Here is a 16138-nt window from a genome sequence, read left to right as displayed (position 1 = left end):
AGGGGGTCGTTGGCCACCCTTAAATATGGCTGGCGTTATGCGTTGCGGCGGGCACGCTGACGCTTCAGCTCATTGCGGGCCAGGGCGTTTTTATGCACTTCGTCGGGGCCATCGGCGAACCTGATGGTGCGCGCATAGGCAAACGCCGAGGCCAGGAAGAAGTCCTGCGACAGCCCGCCTGCGCCGTGGACTTGAATGGCTTTGTCAAGGATCCATTCAACAGTCGACGGCGTGGCAATCTTGATGGCCTGGATCTCGGTATGGGCGCCCTTGTTGCCTACCGTATCCATGAGCCAGGCGGTCTTGAGGACCATCAGGCGCAACTGTTCTACCCGGACGCGGGACTCGGCAATCCAGTCACGGATTACGCCCTGTTCGCTCAGCGGCTTGCCGAAGGCAACGCGCTCGTCGGCACGTTCGCACATCATCTTGATGGCGCGCTCGGCCATGCCGATTGCACGCATGCAGTGATGGATGCGGCCAGGGCCCAGCCTGGCCTGGGCGATCGCGAAACCGTCGCCCTCACCGCCGATGATGTTCTCGATCGGGACCCTGACATCGGTGAACACGATCTCAGCGTGACCACCGTTGTAGTGGTCTTCGTAGCCGAAGATTTTCATGGCCCGCTTGACTTCGACCCCGGGAGTGTCGCGTGGCACGAGGATCTGGCTCTGCTGGCGGTGCCGTTCACCGGTGGGATCGGTCTTGCCCATCACGATGAAAATCTTGGCGTTGGGGTTCATCGCCCCGGTGATAAACCATTTGCGACCGTTGATGACATAGTCGTCGCCATCACGCACGATGCTGGTTTCAATGTTGGTGGCGTCGGAGGACGCAACAGCGGGCTCCGTCATGGCGAAGGCCGAACGTATCCTACCTTCGAGCAACGGCGTGAGCCACTTATCCTTCTGCTCTTTCGTGCCGAACTCAGCCAACAGTTCCATGTTGCCGGTGTCCGGAGCCGAACAGTTCAGGGCCGCCGGGGCAAGGATCCGGCTGCGCCCGGTGATCTCGGCAAGCGGAGCGTACTGCACGTTTGTCAGCCCTGCCCCCTCTTCGCCGGGCAGGAACAGGTTCCAAAGGCCACGCCGTCGCGCTTCGGCGCGCAACTTCTGCAGGATAGGCGACTCCGACCACGCGTAAGGGTTCTCGAGGTGTTCCAGCTCTTCCTGGTATGCCGCTTCGGCCGGGTAGACATGCGCGTACATGAAGTCGATGAGCTCCTTCTTCAGAAGCTCGGTCCGCTCGTCTGTTGAGAATTCCATTTACTTGTACTCCTTGAGTGATTCGAGCCCGAGTCCCAGCAGCAAAGGCACAGTTCGGCCGCTGTCCTCGAAGCCTGCGCCAACGGTCTGGCGATTGATGTGTCTGAAGCGGACCCCCTCGGAGATCCCCGCCAGCTTGAAGCAGGCCAGTCCCAAGTAGAATCCGAATCCGTCGAGTGTCCTGCCGCTCTGCGCCTCGTAGAGCGCCATGATCTCCTCTTCGGACGGGTACCCCGGCGCCAGTGTCACGTCGTAGGTGGCCGGGTCTGTCGATTCCCGGGCTGCCACGATCCGTGCGCGGCGCTGATAAATCAGCATCAGCGCCAAATCGAGCAGCGGGTCCCCGAGGGTGGCCATCTCCCAGTCGATGACGGCGGCCGGCAGATCGTCGGCGCCCATCAGCACATTGTCCAGGCGGAAGTCGCCGTGAACGATGCCCGATGCGGACTCGGCGGGCACCGAGGCAACGAGCCTGTCGTAAAGCTCCTGGGCGCCGGGAAGATCGCGGGTGAAGGATGCATCGAGCTGCTGCTTCCAGCGCTTCACCTGACGGCCGAGGAAGCCCTCGGGCCTGCCGAAGTCACTCAGGCCAACTTCGGCGGGATCAACCCGGTGCAGCTTCGCCAGGGTGCGCACCAGTTCTGTCCCGATGGCCCGTGTGCGTGCCTCGCCGAGCGGTTTGATCTCGTCGGCATACCGGTAAGGTATCCCTTCGATGCGCTCCATGAGGTAGAAGTCGGCACCCAGAACATCCTTGTCGCCGCAATAGGCGAACATCCTCGCCACCGGGACATCCGTGTTCCGAAGCGCATCGGCCATCGTGTATTCGCGGCGCATGTCGTGGGCAGTGGCCATGATGACGCCCAGCGGCGGGCGGCGCACAATCCAGTGGCTGGCCCCGTCGGTGAGCTCATACGTCAGATTCGATTTACCGCCCTGGATCAGGCTGGCAGAGAGCTCCCCCGTCACCAGTCCAGGACACTCCCGGGCCAACCAATCCCCCAGGCGGGTGAGGTCGAGGCCTGTGGGGGATTCAAGGGCCGTCCCCACGCCCCCGTCGTTTACTGTCTTCATCGCTTTACTCATGCCCGGGCGAACTCCGGGACGAGAGCCTCATAGGTGATGGCACCCTCCTTGACACTGCCGAAACGCAGGGCGAGTTCGGCCATGCGGTCCACGGTCTCCTTCGTTGCCTTGAACGTCGGCTCGAGCTTGGGTGCGACCTCGGTCGCATAGTGCTCCACGTAGGCGGCAGCGATTTCGGGAGCCTTGCCGCCGAGCCCGGACGTGTTGAGCAGATCTGCCGCAGCCTTCTTGTTGTCGATGATCCACTTGCTGGCATCATCCTGGGCGGCCAGCCAGTTCTTGACGACGTCCGGGTGCTGCTGCACCACTTCCTCGCGGACGCCCATCGCGACCACTGCCTGGTTGCGCATCAGCTCGGGCACCCCCGCTTCGGCGAAGTCAATCAGGACCGGCCCGCCGGTCTCCTGGGCGATGAAACGGGTGGCGGTCCATTGGACCGTGACGTAGGCATCGACGCGGCCGGCATTCAGGTTGGGAATCGCCTGCGCGGTGGGCCCCACTGCAAGGGCCGTCACATCGCTGTACTGCATGCCTGCCAGCTCAAGGGCGAGCTTCAACTGCAGGTCGCCGCCGGAACCGATGCTGGAGACGCCGATGCGCTTGCCCTTCAGGGAACCGATCTTCTCTTCGAAGCTCGCCTCGGGCCCGGGCCAGCTGAGGTCCTTGCTTCCGACGATCCCGTAGGTCGTTTCAAGGGTCCGGAATCCTACGAGCAGCGGGCGTTTGCCCTTAGAGCTGTTCGCGTGGGTTGCCATCAGCAGCAGCGTGTCAGATGCGTAGGCATCGACCGCGCCGGCAACCAGCAGCTGGAACGCCTGGACGCCGCTTTGCGGATTGAGGTGCTTCGGCACCTCGAGTTGGTGCTTGTCGTAGTCCTTGTTGGCAAGGTTGATCGCATCAAGGAAATACGCGTCACCGGGGAAGGCGGCGATCGCGAACTTCTGCGGCTGGCCGGCGGCGGCCGAACCGCCGCCGCTCCCACAGCCGGTCAGCAGTGAGGCCGAACCAATTGCCGCCGCGCCAAGGCCGAAGTACTGCAACAGCGAACGCCGTGATAGGCCGCGGTCCAACGTCCGCAGGTCGCCGTAGGGCGATCCGCCGTTCTGTGACTCAAACATGTCTACTCCTGTGTAGTTGATTCGTATCTGACGGCTCCGAGCCGGCAACGCCGCAGGCTGCTAACCACCGGTGGCAGCGTGTTCCATGACGACCCGGCCCACGGTCTTTCCGTCGGCGAGCCGCTGAAGTGCTGCGGGCACGCCGTCCAACGTGAATCTTTCGCTGACGAAGGGTGCAATGGCACCCGAATCCGCCAGCCTGGTCAGTTCCCGGTGGCATTCATCAACCGCGGCAGGATTGTTGGTGTTGTACAGGCCCCAATGGATGCCGATGATCGAGTAGTTCTTTACCAGTGCGTGGTTCAGCGGGGCGGACTGGATCTCTCCGCCGGCGAAACCGACCACAATGATCCGGCCTTCAAACGCGATGCACTTGGTCGATCGCTGGTAGACTTCCCCGCCGACCGGGTCGTAGATGACGTCCGCACCCTTCCCGCCAGTGAACACCTTGACCTGCTTCACGAAGTCCTCTGTGCGGCGGTCAATAACAAGGTCGGCGCCAAGCTTCCTGGCATAATCCGCTTTGGCCTCTCCGCCCACCACACCGATAACCTTGGCGCCGGCTGCTTTCCCGAGTTGGATGGCAGCACTGCCCACCCCGCCCGCTGCGGCGTGCACCAGCAGCGTCTCTCCGGACTGGATGCGGGCGAGGCGGTGCAGGCCAAACCAGCCGGTCTGGTAGCCGATGAACAGGCACGATGCCTGGGCGTCGTCGAGCGAGGCGGGCGCCTGGTGCGCCTTGTCCTGGTCCATGAGTGCGTACTCGGCGAAGCCACCGTGCGGCAGCGTGGTCAGTCCCAGCACCCTGTCGCCTACGGTGGCGCGGGTGACGCCCGGACCCGTGGCCACGACCTCGGCGCAGACTTCGCGCCCAGGAGTGAAGGGTAGCTCCGGTTTGACCTGGTAAACGCCGCGGCACATCAGCACATCCGGGAAGTTTGCCGCTGAGGCCAGGACGCGCACCAACAGCTGGCCTTCGCCCGGAACGGGCAGACCGCGTTCGACGAGCTGGAGGGCATCGACGGGTTCACCGAGTTCGGTGACCGACCATGCTTTCAGGGTGATCGGGATCGACATGGTCTACTCCGCCTCAAATTCGACAAGGGCCTGGCCCGGGGAGACCGCGTCCCCTTCAGCCACATGGACTGCCAGCACGGTTCCTGCGTCCTCAGCCATGACGGGGATTTCCATCTTCATTGCCTCGAGGATCATGAAGACGTCGTCTTCCTCCACTTTGTCGCCCGGTGCCACCAGGATCTTCCAGACGCTGGCACCCATTACCGACTGAATTGTTTCTGCCATGCTCATGCACTCCTTTTGGCCAGCTTGGCCTGTTCTTTAAGTCGCTGCTGGATGCGTTCCACCAGGCCGGTGTCGTAGTGACCATCAGTGAACTCCTCGTCGGAGAGGATCTCCTCGAGGAAGGGCCGGTTGGTGACCAGACCTTCGATCTCGAAGTCCTCGCAGGCCTTGATGGCCCGTGCCAGTGCGTCCTCACGGGTTGCCCCGTAGGCGCACACCTTGGCGATCAGCGAGTCGAAGTGCGGGGTGACCTCGGTGCCGGCCGCATAGCCTGAGTCCACGCGGATTCCCTCGCCGGTTGGTTCGGTCCAGCCATCGATCGGGCCGGGGCGCGGGAAGAACTTCTTCGGGTCCTCGGCGCAGATGCGCAGCTCGATCGCGTGTCCGCGGGAGACCGGGTTGAAGTCCGCCGTGGTGGTGCCTGAGGCAGCGATGCTCAGCTGCTGTTCGATCAGGTCCACGCCGTGCGTCAGTTCGGTGATCGGATGCTCCACCTGGATGCGGGTGTTCATCTCGAGGAAGACGAAATCGCCGGTGCGCGTATCGAGCAGGAACTCAACGGTGCCCGCGTTGCGGTACCCGACCGAGCTTGCGGCCGCGATGGCCGATTCGACGAGCCGTGCTCGGGTTTCCGGGGCCAAGTGCGGTGCCGGGGATTCCTCGATCAGCTTCTGGTGGCGGCGCTGCGTGGAACAGTCGCGCTCCCCGAGTGCGACGATGGTGCCGTCGTTCAGGCCCAGAACCTGGATCTCGACGTGGCGTGCGGACTCGACGAAGCGCTCGATGAAGACGCGGTCTGAGCCGAAGCTGCGCTCGGACATTGACTTGGTATTCTCGAAGGCCTTGCGCAGCTCGTCGGCGTCGTGTGCCACGGCCATGCCGATGCCGCCGCCGCCCGCGGAGGCCTTGACCATGACCGGGTAGCCGACGCGTTCCGCTTCCTCGACGGCCTCGTCACCGGTCTTCAGGGCCGCACCTGCGTCGCCGGAGATCGGCACGCCTGCAGCCGCAACGGCGCGGCGGGACTCGACCTTGTCGCCCATGACGTCAATGACATCGGCCGAGGGGCCGACCCAGGTCAGTCCTGCGTCTTCGACCTCGCGGGCGAACCCGGCATTCTCGGCCAGGAAACCGTATCCGGGGTGGATGGCGGTGGCGCCCGCTTCCTTGGCGATCGCGATGATCTGCTCGCGGTCAAGGTAGGACTGCACGGGCACGTCGCCCATGAGCTCTATGGCCACGGAGGCCTCGGAAACGTATGGCAGACCGGCATCGACCTTGTGGTAGACGGCGACGGTGCGGACACCGAGGCGGTTTGCCGTCTTGATGATGCGTCGTGCGATTTCGCCGCGGTTGGCGATCAGCAGGCTTTCCGGAAATGAATTCACGGTGATCTCTCCTTAGAAGCTCGTCGGCCAGGTGCGCAACAGGTGTTCGCCCACGCCGTTGCTCCGGGCCCGGTAGTGGTCCTTCAAGGCGCCGAGGATGAATTCGCGCGTTTCGGACGGATCGATGACCTGCTCGAAGCCGAAGACCTGAGCCACGTCATAGGCGGTGGTGCCCTTGTTCATCTCCGCGAGGCGCAGCTCGTACATCTCCGGATCGGTTTCCTTGTCGATGCCGTAGACCACGGAGACGGCGGAGGTCGGATCCATGAAGCTGACCTCGGAAGACCACCAGCCGGCGGTGGCGTCGGCGGTGCCGCCGCCACCCATGTTGATCAGGGCCTGACCGTAGTTTTTACGCATAGTGACCGCGATCTTCGGTACGGTGACCAGCGAGAGGGCGTTCATCCAGTTGATGATCTTGCCGGCAACCTTGCTCCGCTCGGCCTCGAGACCGATCAGAAAGCCCGGCTGGTCGACGAGCATGATGACGGGGATGTTGTAGGAGTCACAGAGGACCAGGAAACTGGTCGCCTTGTCGCATGCGGCACCGTCAAGCGCACCGCCCTTGAACATTGGGTTGTTGGCGATGATGCCGACGGACTGGCCGCCGATGCGGGCCAGCGAGGTCACAAGGGACTTGCCGTAGCGGGCCTTGATCGGGAATACCGAGCCGGTGTCAGCGACGATGTCGATGACCTTGCGCACGTCGTAGGTCTGGGTGCGGGACTCGGGGACGATCGATTTGATCTCCTCCGCACGCTCGCCGGATCCGTCGGGGATCGGCGCGAGGGGCGGGGTCTCGCCATTGTGCGAGGGCAGGTAGGAGAGGAAGCGGCGGACAAGTTCAATTGCTTCCTCGTCGGTGTCGGCAACGGCGTCAGCGAAGCCGGTGACCTCGGCGTGCATCTTCCAGCCGCCGAGTTCCTGGGCGTCGACCTGCTGGCCGGTGGCGCGTGCGACCAGGTTGGGGCTGGACACGGCGAGAACCGCCCCCTTGCGGAAGACTGCGAAGTCGGAGGCCATGGTGTGCCAGGCGGCTGAACCGAAACAGTAGCCGAAGGCCGCAGAGACCCATGGGCTTTCACGCTGGCGCAGGAAGCGGGTCTTCCCGCTGGCACTGCCCATGCCTGTGCCGCCCATGGCGTCGGGCATGCGTACGCCGGTGGATTCGGAGAGGTACACCAGCGGCTGGCCGGTCTTGACTACCAGTTCCTTGAAGTGGGCCATCTTTTTGTTGCTGATCGGGGACGAGGATGATCCCTTGACAGTGAAGTCGTAGGCGACAACGCTCGCGCGTCGGCCCTCAATCTCGCCGGAGCCGGTGATCTTGCCGTCGGCTGGGGTCTTGTCGCGGTCCGCCGGAACGGCCGAGGTCACGAACAACCCGCTCTCACGGAATGTTCCCGGGTCCAGCAGCAGCGCGATACGCTCGCGTGCGTTCAGTTCGCCCTTGGCAAGTCGGGCTTCAAGCTTCCTAGGGCCGCCCATCGCCAACGCCGCGGCACGCTTCTTCTCGTGCTCCTGCTCGCGGGTGAGCGCGGCTTCGTTGATGGGGAGTGGGTCGGTCTTAACTGCGTCGGTTGTCATCGTTAGTGCCTTCCGTTTGCGCCACACGACGCCTGGTGTGTCTGTTTGCTCTGTTCGAGCACGGCCCGCGCGGCGATGGCCGCGTCTTCGAAAGCCGGGAAGACGGGGATGCCGATCTTGCGGGCACGTTGTGCGTACTCCGTGATCAGCTCCGCCGTTCCTTCGCTGCCGTCCGTTTTCAGGACCAGGATCTGGTGGGTACCCGGCTGTGACTCGTCGCGTGCCTTGGCGATCGAGTCGATGATGTTGCCCGTGACGTCTCCGTGGGTGGCCCCGAGGTTGCGCTGGATGATGCCCACGTTTAGGTGGGAAATCAGCACAGCGGGGTGGCTGTCGGCGAGCACGGTCTTCAGAATGTCCGCGGCGACCGCGCCGCTCCTGACGGCCAATGTGCCGGCCGGTACGTCGATGGGGTTGTGGAATCCGTTGCCCGGGGGCAGGTCGAGTGCCTCGAGTGCTTCGATGACCTGTGGGGGAAGTGGCGAGGTGCTTACCCCCTGGCGGTCAAGTGCATCGGCGCCCAGCACACTGGCACCACCGCCGTTTCCGAAGAGCACTGCCTCGCGGCCGTTGGGCTGCACGCGCAAATCGAGTGTTGAGAGGGCATGCAGCGCGGACGCAAAGTCGGCGAGCGAGTCGACGAGTGTCATGCCGGCTTGGCGGGCGATGGCCGGCCACAGGCGGTGGTTCCCTGCAAGCGCGCCGGTGTGGCTGGTTGCCGCACGTGAACCCTCGGCGGTCCGGCCGCCGGCCAGCAACACCACAGGCTTCCGGTTTGCGGTCGCGGAAAGCACGTCCAGGACTTGCCGCGCAACGGTCAGCGACTCCAGGTACAGCCCTATGACCTGGACCTCGTCGTTCCGCAGAAAGGACTCAACGAGTTCGGCGGCGTCGACGTCGGCGCTGTTTCCGATGCTGGTCACGGAATGAAAGTCGATGCCGCGGGACGCCCCCACGCGAAGGATGTCAACGCTCAGTCCCCCGCTCTGCGAGACCACTGCTGTGGTTCCAGGGGTCAGCGGGGCCTCGGGGACGAAGGAAAGCTTCCCGGCCGAGGCATGGGTGCCCAGGCAGTTCGGGCCGATCAGGCGGATGCCCGCCCCGCGCACCGTAGCAACAAGTGCGGCTTCGAGATCTTTGCCTTCCTCGACCTCACCGAAGCCGCTGGAAACAACCTGGGCGAACCGCACCTTGCCGGCGCCCTGGCTCAGCGCCTCAGCGACGCGTGCGCCGGGCAGTGCCACAAAGGCATAATCGATGGGTTCAGCCACGTCCGCCAGAGAGGCGACCGTGGGCAGGCCCTCGATCTCCTCGGCGGCCGGGTGGACCGGGATGATGGTGCCCTCGAAGCCGCCGGCGAAGAGGTTCCGGATGAACCGGTTGGCCAGGTTTGGGCGTTTGCCACTTGCACCGAGTACAGCGATCCTGCAGGGCTGGAATAACGGTGAAAAATCAGTCGGCGTGCCATCATTGCGGGCAGCGGCGTTGGCGCCGTCGGTTCCCAGCGGCCCGACAACGAACCGCGCGTCCACCGCGACCGCCCGTGTATCGGACACAATCACCGGGTTGAGATCGATTTCGACAACGTCATCGGGAAGTGCGGCCAGCAGGCCGTCGGGACCGGCAAGCCGGGAGATCAGCGTAACAAGGGCCGGGACATCGGCTTTTACGCCTCCACGTGCGCCGTTGAGGACCTTCATCCCGCGAAGTTCCTGCAGCATGTCAAGAATCTGCCCGTTGGACAGCGGAGCCAGGCCAAAGGCAACGTCTTCGAATACCTCCACCAGGACTCCGCCCAGGCCGACCATGACGGTCCAGCCGAGTCCGGGAGCCCGCACAGCGCCGACGATGATTTCGTGGCCGGCCGGCACCATTTCCTCGACCAGGACGCCTTCGAGCGTGTGCCCGAAGTCGGCCAGGCTCTCGCGCATCCTTGCCGTGACCTCTTCAAGGTCGGCGCGGGTCACGCCGACCCGCACACCGCCGGCGTCGGACTTGTGCACGAGCGTCGACGAAATCGCTTTGACGACCAGGGGCTCGCGCAGACGGCCCGGAAGTTCCTGGCCCACTGCAATTTCGACGCCTTGGGGGGTATCGATTCCAAATGCCGACAGCAGGGACTTTCCTTCGGCCTCGGTAAACATGGCCGATTCTCTGGTTCTGGCCTGTGCGATGAACTCGACGATTGTCTCGGAGCTACACGACAGGGCTGTTTCAACTAACAACGGGGGGCACCTCACTGAATGTCGGATCCGGACGGCACACTTTCGCGTCCGGTGTGATTTCAGTCTCGCCAGTCAGCAAGGCCCTGGGAAGGTCGCAAGCACTGGCAGGGTGATACGCCTGCGCTATAGGCACCGGTTGCTCATCGACCCCTGGTGCAGTGGCATCTACTTTGCCGTGTGTCGGAGGTCGGACCCGCTTTTCGCGCGGTGGCCTTAACCAATGCCGGTGGACTTTGATGTTGTCTGGCTCAGGTGCAGGCGGGAGGAGGGCCGGTGGATTGGCGGGAGGAGACTGGACCGCCTGCCCGAACCCAACGCGCAGGTGACACCGGAGGGCATGCAGCCCGGGGTACGCCATTAACGGCTCAAGCTGGCGCCGAAGACCTGAGCAGCATCCGCCGCCACCACTACCGGATTCGCGGACCCACCCATGAACGCACTATCGTCGTCGGGATCCACGGTTGGGCGCGCCAAAAAGGCCGCCAGCAAGGAAGGCGCAGCGGGGCCTATCAGCGGTCAGTAGGTCTTGGCGGCTTCCCGCAGGAGACGCAGGAACGCCTGCACAGCCGAGGACCTCGCCTCGTCCTTCCTGACGATGGCGGAAGTACTCGCTCGTGCCCATTCGAAGGGAAGCGGGACAAGGGCGACGCCCTTGCCGCTGATTGTCGAATCGAGAAGCGTGTTCGCCATACAAATTCCGACACCAGCCCGCACCATGGCCTGGGCCGCCTCAGCATTGGGTGTGGCGTAGACGATTCTGGCCTCAACACCTTCCAGCATCCGTTCGAAGGCGACGCGCAGGATGCTTGACTCGGCAGGAAAGATCAGCGCCTCCCCCTCCAGGTCTGCGGGTTCGAAGTCATCCTTGCCGGCGAGTCGATGGCCCTCTGGAACGGACAGAACCAGTCGGCCTGCGACGAGATCGATGTGGTGTATCAGGGCGTCTTCGGCAGGGGTCAGTTCGATGCCGGGCAGGCGGGTCACCAGGCCGACGTCGAAATGGCCGCTAAGGACACCGCGAACCACCATCTTCGAGGGACCCTCGTCGACTTCGAAACGCACGTTGGGGAATTCGGTTAACAACCGTTTGACCACCGTGGGAAGAATCGACTGGGAGCCGGCCGGGACCGTTCCGAGCCGGACCGTGCCCAATTTCAGGCCGCTGATGGCGCTGGCTTCCTCGCGGAGCATACGCTCGGCCTGAACAGCCGCGACCACGTGCGGCATGATTCGGTCTGCCGCATAGGTGGGCCGAACACCCTTGGTACCACGGGTCACGAGGATGACCCCTAAATCCTCTTCAAGCCGCTGCACCTGATTGGTGATGGTGGGCTGGGAGATGTCGAGTTCCTTGGCAGCTTGCCGGAACGAGCCCGTCCGCAATGCTGCCTCCAGATAGCGCAACTGTGCGAACCTCATGGCATTCCCTCCTCTGCTGTCGCGGTCCCCGGACTGCTGGATGACCACGTTACTCCGATCACAACTCCCGGGACATTCACGCTCCGGTCATAAGGCATCCGAACGGGCGGAGCTCCCGGCGGTCAGACTGCTAGTTCGTCGAGACCCGTCGAGTCCCGCGACAGGGTTCCCCCTTCGATGGGGATCGTGGTGCCGGTGATGTATCCGGCCGCGGGCGAGAGCAGGAAGGCAATCGTGGCCGCAATTTCGTATGGTTGGCCGAGCCGGCCGAGAAGCGGCCGTCCGGCCAGGATCCGTGTATCACGGCTGGTTCGCTCTTTCGCAACATATCTTGGTGACAGGAAGAGACCGGGCGCTACCGCATTGACGCGGACGCCACGGGAACCGTGCTCTGCCGCCAGTTGCTTGACCCATACCTGCAGTGCGGCCTTGCTTGGACCGTAACCTGGCGCTACGAGGCCGCCGTGCGATCCCACCACACTAGAAACGTGCACTATCGAACCGTTGGTGACGAGAGGGGCCAAGCTCCGCGCTGCCAGGAACGCATGGGCAAGGTTAACCTTGAAATCCAAGTCCCAGTCCGCCAGCCCGTAGTCGGAGATAGACCTGCGGTGCATCTGCCCGATGACGTCGACATACCCGTCGATCTGCCCGTACTTGGCGGCAACTAAGCGCGCGATCCGATTCATGCCTTCCTCCGTGGTGACATCGGAGACCAGGAAGGGCATCTGCAGGGAGTCGGCCACTGCACTCACCCCATCGAGATTGATGTCCACACACAGAACCCGGCCACCCATGCCGACAATCGTTCTGGTCACGTGTTCGCCAATCCCGCCGCCCGCCCCGAGCACCGCATAGACCCTGCCCTTCAGGCTGAACAGGCTGGCATGATCGACGTTTTGGGCTGGGGATGGTTGAGCAGATACCTCGTTGTATGGGTCGTTGCCCACCCCGGTCAGTGCTACCTCGTCCACTTGGTCACGAGCTTCTGCAGGCCCGAGATGGAGAGGTCGAGGATCATCGACAACAAGCCCATGGCCAGCAGGATCGCGAAAGTCTCCGAAACCTGGAAGTTGTTGGTCACCACCACCAACCGCTGACCGAGACCGGTGTACGCGCCGACCATTTCAGAGACCACTGCCCCCAGGACCGAGTACACTGCGCCAAGCCGGAGCCCTCCCACAATGGACGGCAACGCCGAGGGCAGTTCGATCTTGAAGAAGCGTTGCCTGCGCGTCATTCCCAGCGACTTGGTCAACTGCTTGATGTCGTGGTCAATCCCCTGCAGGGCACCCATGGTGCTGGTCATCAGGACGAAGAACACCACGCTGAAGGCAACAAGTGCTTTCGGGCCAAACCCCAGGCCGAACCAGAGGATGAAGATCGGTGCCAGGGCCGGGCGGGGAAGGCTGTTCATCAGGGTCAGGAACGGCCTCGCTGCGACATGAAGAACCTCGATGCGCGTGAAGACGACGCCTGCCAGGATGCCCAGGATGGCACCGGAGACCAAACCGGCCATGGCACCGCTGAAGGTCGCGGCCACATCAACCCAGAACGTGCCATCCCCCAGCTGCTTGATAAAGGACGTCCCGACGTCACCGGGTGTGGAAACCAGTGTCGCATCCACAAGCCCCTGACCGGTGACGAACGACCAGCTGAAGACGAAGACGGCGAGCGCGCCAATCCTCAGGGCCCAGACACTCAGCTCCTGCCTGATGCGTGCCTGGCGCCGCTCCGTGAGGATCGTGTTGTCGTTGTAGTCCGGCGTGCCTTCGGTAACGACCAAGGTGTCCGCCTTAGCGATTGCTGCCATGTTAAATCCTTCCCTCGCGGTCTTCGGTGGTGCTGGATGGATCACGCGTTGCGCGGTGCCCGGACAAGCTTTGAGTCCAGGGGCGATGAGGTGTGCGGACCGCCGGTGACCTGCAGGACCGTTCCAGTAATGAAGCTGGAGGCTTCCGAGCACAGGTAGAGGCAGGCGTCAGCGACTTCTTCGGGCAGCCCCACGCGGCCCAGGGCCAGGAACTCGCCGAATGACTTCTCGACATCCGCGTTGGCGAAACGCGAGGACGGGGTCAGCGTGGCACCAGGCTCAACACAGTTGGCACGCACGCCGCGGTCAGCCCATTCCCAGGACATGGTCTTGGTCAGCGAGGCAAGGCCCGCCTTGGCAGCGGCATATGCACCCCGCATCGGGTGAGCGTAGTTCGCTGAACCGGAGCCGACATTGATGATGTTGCCACCGCCCTGCTTCTCAAAGACGGGGAGGCAGGCGACCGAAACGTGAAAGGCACCGCTAAGGTTGGTGCCGATTGTTGCGTTCCAGGCATTTGCCGACAGATCTTCCAGACGTGCTGCGAAGTTGCCTCCGGCATTGTTGATCAGGATATCGATCCGCCCGAACTCCGCCAGGGCGGCACGGACCAGCGCACCGGCGGTCTCGGGCTCCTTGATGTTGCCGGTGACCACAACGGCCTTGCGTCCGAGTTGACGGATCTCCTCAGCCTTCGCTTCGAGCACCTCGGCCTTGCGTCCATGCAGTATTACATCCGCGCCGGCTTCGGCGAACTTGTCTGCCACGGCCGAGCCGATGCCGCCTGAAGCGCCCGTCACGATGACCACCTGGCCGGTGAAGTCGAAAGTGGTCTGACCCGATTTCTTGCTGCTGGTGACTGTGTCCGTCATCTGAGGTTCTCCTGGTTGATATTGGCGAGGTGTGCAGGTGGCTACACGCATAGCGGCCCAAATGGTGCGTTTGAGAAAGCTTCCTGCCATTTAGGACAGTGGGCAACGTCAGAACAGCTATCGAGGCGATAGCCCTTGAACGGCCTGTTTTTCTTGACTCTGCAGCTCAGGTGTTCAACGATTCAAGGACCAGCGGGTGACGTGCACCACAGGATCAGACAACCCCATTTCCTCGTGTTCATTGCTGTGCCAGCGTGCTCATCATCCTTGGTGCCAGCTCTGCAATCGTCAGCCAACGAAGACTGCCAACGGGCCGGCCCCGCAAATATCGACTGGAGCGACAATGCCCAATACAACCCTCCACTCAACCGGCGATAGTGAGACCCTCAGGACTGGAACGGCAACGCCGTCAACCGCAGCCAGGGGTGTTTCAGTCGAGTTCGAGAATGTGAACCACAGCTTCCTCCACGGCAACCGGCCAGTGCGGGTGTTGGACAACTTCAACCTGCGCATCGAACCCTCGGAGTTCGTCAGCATCGTCGGCCCCTCGGGCTGCGGCAAGACCACGGCCCTCGGCATGGTCGGAAATCTGTTGAAACCGCGCAGTGGAACTGTCCGCATCGACGGCACCGCGATGCGTTCCGGGAGCAACGACGCGGCCTTCCTTTTTGCCCGGGACGCCCTTTTGCCCTGGCGCCGGGTCCGCAGCAACGTAGAACTCGGTATGGAAATCCGGGGAGTTCCTAAGACGGAGCGGCGAGAACGTGCTGAGGCCTGGCTGCGCCGGGTTCGGCTGCACGAGTTCGCGGACTCCGACGTCCTCCACCTGTCCCAAGGAATGCGCCAGCGTGTCGCCATCGCGCGGACCCTGGTACAAAATCCCAAGGTACTGCTGATGGACGAGCCGTTCGCGGCCCTTGACGCGCAGACCCGTGCGATCCAGCAGGAAGAGTTCACCCAGCTGTGGGAAGCTGAGCGCCCGACGGTCATCTTCGTGACCCACGACCTCGAGGAAGCCATCCTCCTCAGCGACCGGGTTATCCTGATGGCCAGCCGGCCCGGCCGCATGGTGTTGGACATGAAGATTGAGCTCGAGCGGCCACGACGCCAAGAAATGCGGCGTGACTCCGACCTGTTCAAGTCCTACTTCCATGACATGTCCGATCGACTCCGCAGCGAAGTCGAACTCGCCGAGCAGCGCATCAGGGAGGAGAGCCGGAATGGCTGACACCTTGCGAAAAGCTGCTGGCGCCGACGGCACCATCATCGCTTACCGCCAGTATGGCGAAGGACCACGCCTGCTGACCTGTCTGCACTCGCTGGCGCTGGACAGCTCGTGGTACTCACCCCTGGCCGAGGCACTGGGCGATGATTATCGCCTGCTCGTCCCGGACTTCCGCGGACATGGACAAAGTGCACGTGGAGATTCACCCCTCACGCTGGGGCTTATTGCCCAGGACATTGCCGCCATGTGGGACAACGAAAATATCAAGAGCTCCGTGGTGCTCGGCATCTCCCTGGGCGGGATGGTGGCCCAGGCAGTCACCGGCAGCTTCCCGGACAGGGTGGACGCGCAGATCCTGATGGCTACGAGGGGCAGCTACGATGAAGCGGCCGCCGATGGAACCCGGGCACGCGCTGCAGAGGTCCGGGCCTCCGGCGGACTTGAAGCGGCCGTGGAGATGACCCTGTACCGCTGGTTCGGGGATAGCTCCAAGGATGAGACGAATCCTCTGGTCCGGCAAGCCCGGGCGCAATTCCTCGCGGCCGGTGGCGACATCATCGCCGAGTATTTCGAAGCCATGACCCAGGTGGGCGAGTTCTCCTTGGACTCGCCGCCACCAACCCTCGTGATTGGTGGCGATGACGACCGCAGTACCCCCCGTTCGATCATCGAACAGCTTGCCTCCTCAATCAGGGATGCTGAGTTGCGCATCGCCCCTGGGGGGCACCTTCTGGCCTTCGAAAACCCCTACCAGGTTGCCGCAGTGCTGCGGCCTTTCCTCGAAAATCTTGCTTGCTGGCCACGCTGACCATCAGCGAGCACACTGATCCATATACCT

At 63.3% G+C, this 16138-nt stretch carries 14 protein-coding genes; 2 read left to right on the top strand and 12 right to left on the bottom strand.

The genetic code is table 11. The features are described from left to right. Positions 1-35: 35 nt before the first annotated feature. From ARTSIC4J27_RS10465 to ARTSIC4J27_RS10410, 12 genes are all read right to left on the bottom strand, one after another. Positions 36-1265 carry an acyl-CoA dehydrogenase family protein gene (locus ARTSIC4J27_RS10465; protein ID WP_050055126.1) on the bottom strand — a complete coding sequence of 410 codons (1230 nt, stop codon included), beginning with the start codon at positions 1263-1265 and terminating at the stop codon, positions 36-38. Next, on the bottom strand, positions 1266-2339 hold the full coding sequence (locus tag ARTSIC4J27_RS10460; RefSeq protein ID WP_050055125.1) for a phosphotransferase family protein: 1074 nt from the start codon (positions 2337-2339) through the stop codon (positions 1266-1268). An 8-nt stretch (positions 2340-2347) separates the two neighbouring features. After that, positions 2348-3469 (bottom strand): ABC transporter substrate-binding protein, encoded by a 1122-nt coding sequence (locus ARTSIC4J27_RS10455; protein WP_050055124.1) that lies wholly within the window; start codon positions 3467-3469, stop codon positions 2348-2350. 60 nt (positions 3470-3529) lie between these two features. Continuing rightward, positions 3530-4546 carry an NADPH:quinone oxidoreductase family protein gene (locus tag ARTSIC4J27_RS10450; protein WP_200900790.1) on the bottom strand — a complete coding sequence of 339 codons (1017 nt, stop codon included), beginning with the start codon at positions 4544-4546 and terminating at the stop codon, positions 3530-3532. A gap of 3 nt (positions 4547-4549) precedes the next feature. Further along, positions 4550-4771 (bottom strand): biotin/lipoyl-binding carrier protein, encoded by a 222-nt coding sequence (locus tag ARTSIC4J27_RS10445; protein ID WP_050055123.1) that lies wholly within the window; start codon positions 4769-4771, stop codon positions 4550-4552. Between the two features lie 2 nt (positions 4772-4773). Further along, positions 4774-6159, bottom strand: a complete 1386-nt coding sequence (locus ARTSIC4J27_RS10440) for an acetyl-CoA carboxylase biotin carboxylase subunit (protein ID WP_050055122.1) — start codon at positions 6157-6159, stop codon at positions 4774-4776. Between the two features lie 12 nt (positions 6160-6171). Then, complete coding sequence (locus ARTSIC4J27_RS10435) at positions 6172-7746, bottom strand: acyl-CoA carboxylase subunit beta (RefSeq protein ID WP_083435413.1); 1575 nt, start codon at positions 7744-7746, stop codon at positions 6172-6174. Positions 7747-7748: 2 nt separating this feature from the next. Beyond that, complete coding sequence (locus ARTSIC4J27_RS10430; protein WP_268794388.1) at positions 7749-9986, bottom strand: acetate--CoA ligase family protein; 2238 nt, start codon at positions 9984-9986, stop codon at positions 7749-7751. Positions 9987-10487: 501 nt separating this feature from the next. Then, positions 10488-11390 carry a LysR family transcriptional regulator gene (locus ARTSIC4J27_RS10425; RefSeq protein ID WP_050055120.1) on the bottom strand — a complete coding sequence of 301 codons (903 nt, stop codon included), beginning with the start codon at positions 11388-11390 and terminating at the stop codon, positions 10488-10490. A 122-nt stretch (positions 11391-11512) separates the two neighbouring features. Further along, the gene (locus ARTSIC4J27_RS10420) at positions 11513-12364 is read right to left on the bottom strand and encodes an SDR family NAD(P)-dependent oxidoreductase (protein ID WP_050055119.1); all 852 of its coding nucleotides are present in this window, start codon (positions 12362-12364) and stop codon (positions 11513-11515) included. After that, complete coding sequence (locus ARTSIC4J27_RS10415; RefSeq protein WP_050055118.1) at positions 12352-13203, bottom strand: ABC transporter permease; 852 nt, start codon at positions 13201-13203, stop codon at positions 12352-12354. The genes ARTSIC4J27_RS10420 and ARTSIC4J27_RS10415 overlap by 13 nt, the downstream gene beginning before the upstream one ends. A 41-nt stretch (positions 13204-13244) precedes the next feature. Then, on the bottom strand, positions 13245-14126 hold the full coding sequence (locus ARTSIC4J27_RS10410; RefSeq protein ID WP_268794387.1) for an SDR family NAD(P)-dependent oxidoreductase: 882 nt from the start codon (positions 14124-14126) through the stop codon (positions 13245-13247). 292 nt (positions 14127-14418) lie between these two features. Between ARTSIC4J27_RS10410 and ARTSIC4J27_RS10405 the strand changes: the two genes are divergently transcribed. Continuing rightward, a complete protein-coding gene (locus ARTSIC4J27_RS10405; protein WP_050055116.1) occupies positions 14419-15303 on the top strand; it encodes an ABC transporter ATP-binding protein in 885 nt (294 codons plus the stop codon). Next, complete coding sequence (locus tag ARTSIC4J27_RS10400; protein ID WP_050055115.1) at positions 15296-16108, top strand: alpha/beta fold hydrolase; 813 nt, start codon at positions 15296-15298, stop codon at positions 16106-16108. Before ARTSIC4J27_RS10405 ends, ARTSIC4J27_RS10400 begins: the two co-directional genes overlap by 8 nt. Positions 16109-16138 lie beyond the last annotated feature (30 nt).

It is taken from the genome of Pseudarthrobacter siccitolerans (assembly GCF_001046895.1).
GTDB classification, from domain to species: Bacteria; Actinomycetota; Actinomycetes; order Actinomycetales; family Micrococcaceae; genus Arthrobacter; species Arthrobacter siccitolerans.
The sequence above is the reverse complement of the archived record's forward strand: the minus strand, read 5'-3'. Positions and strand labels throughout refer to the sequence as shown.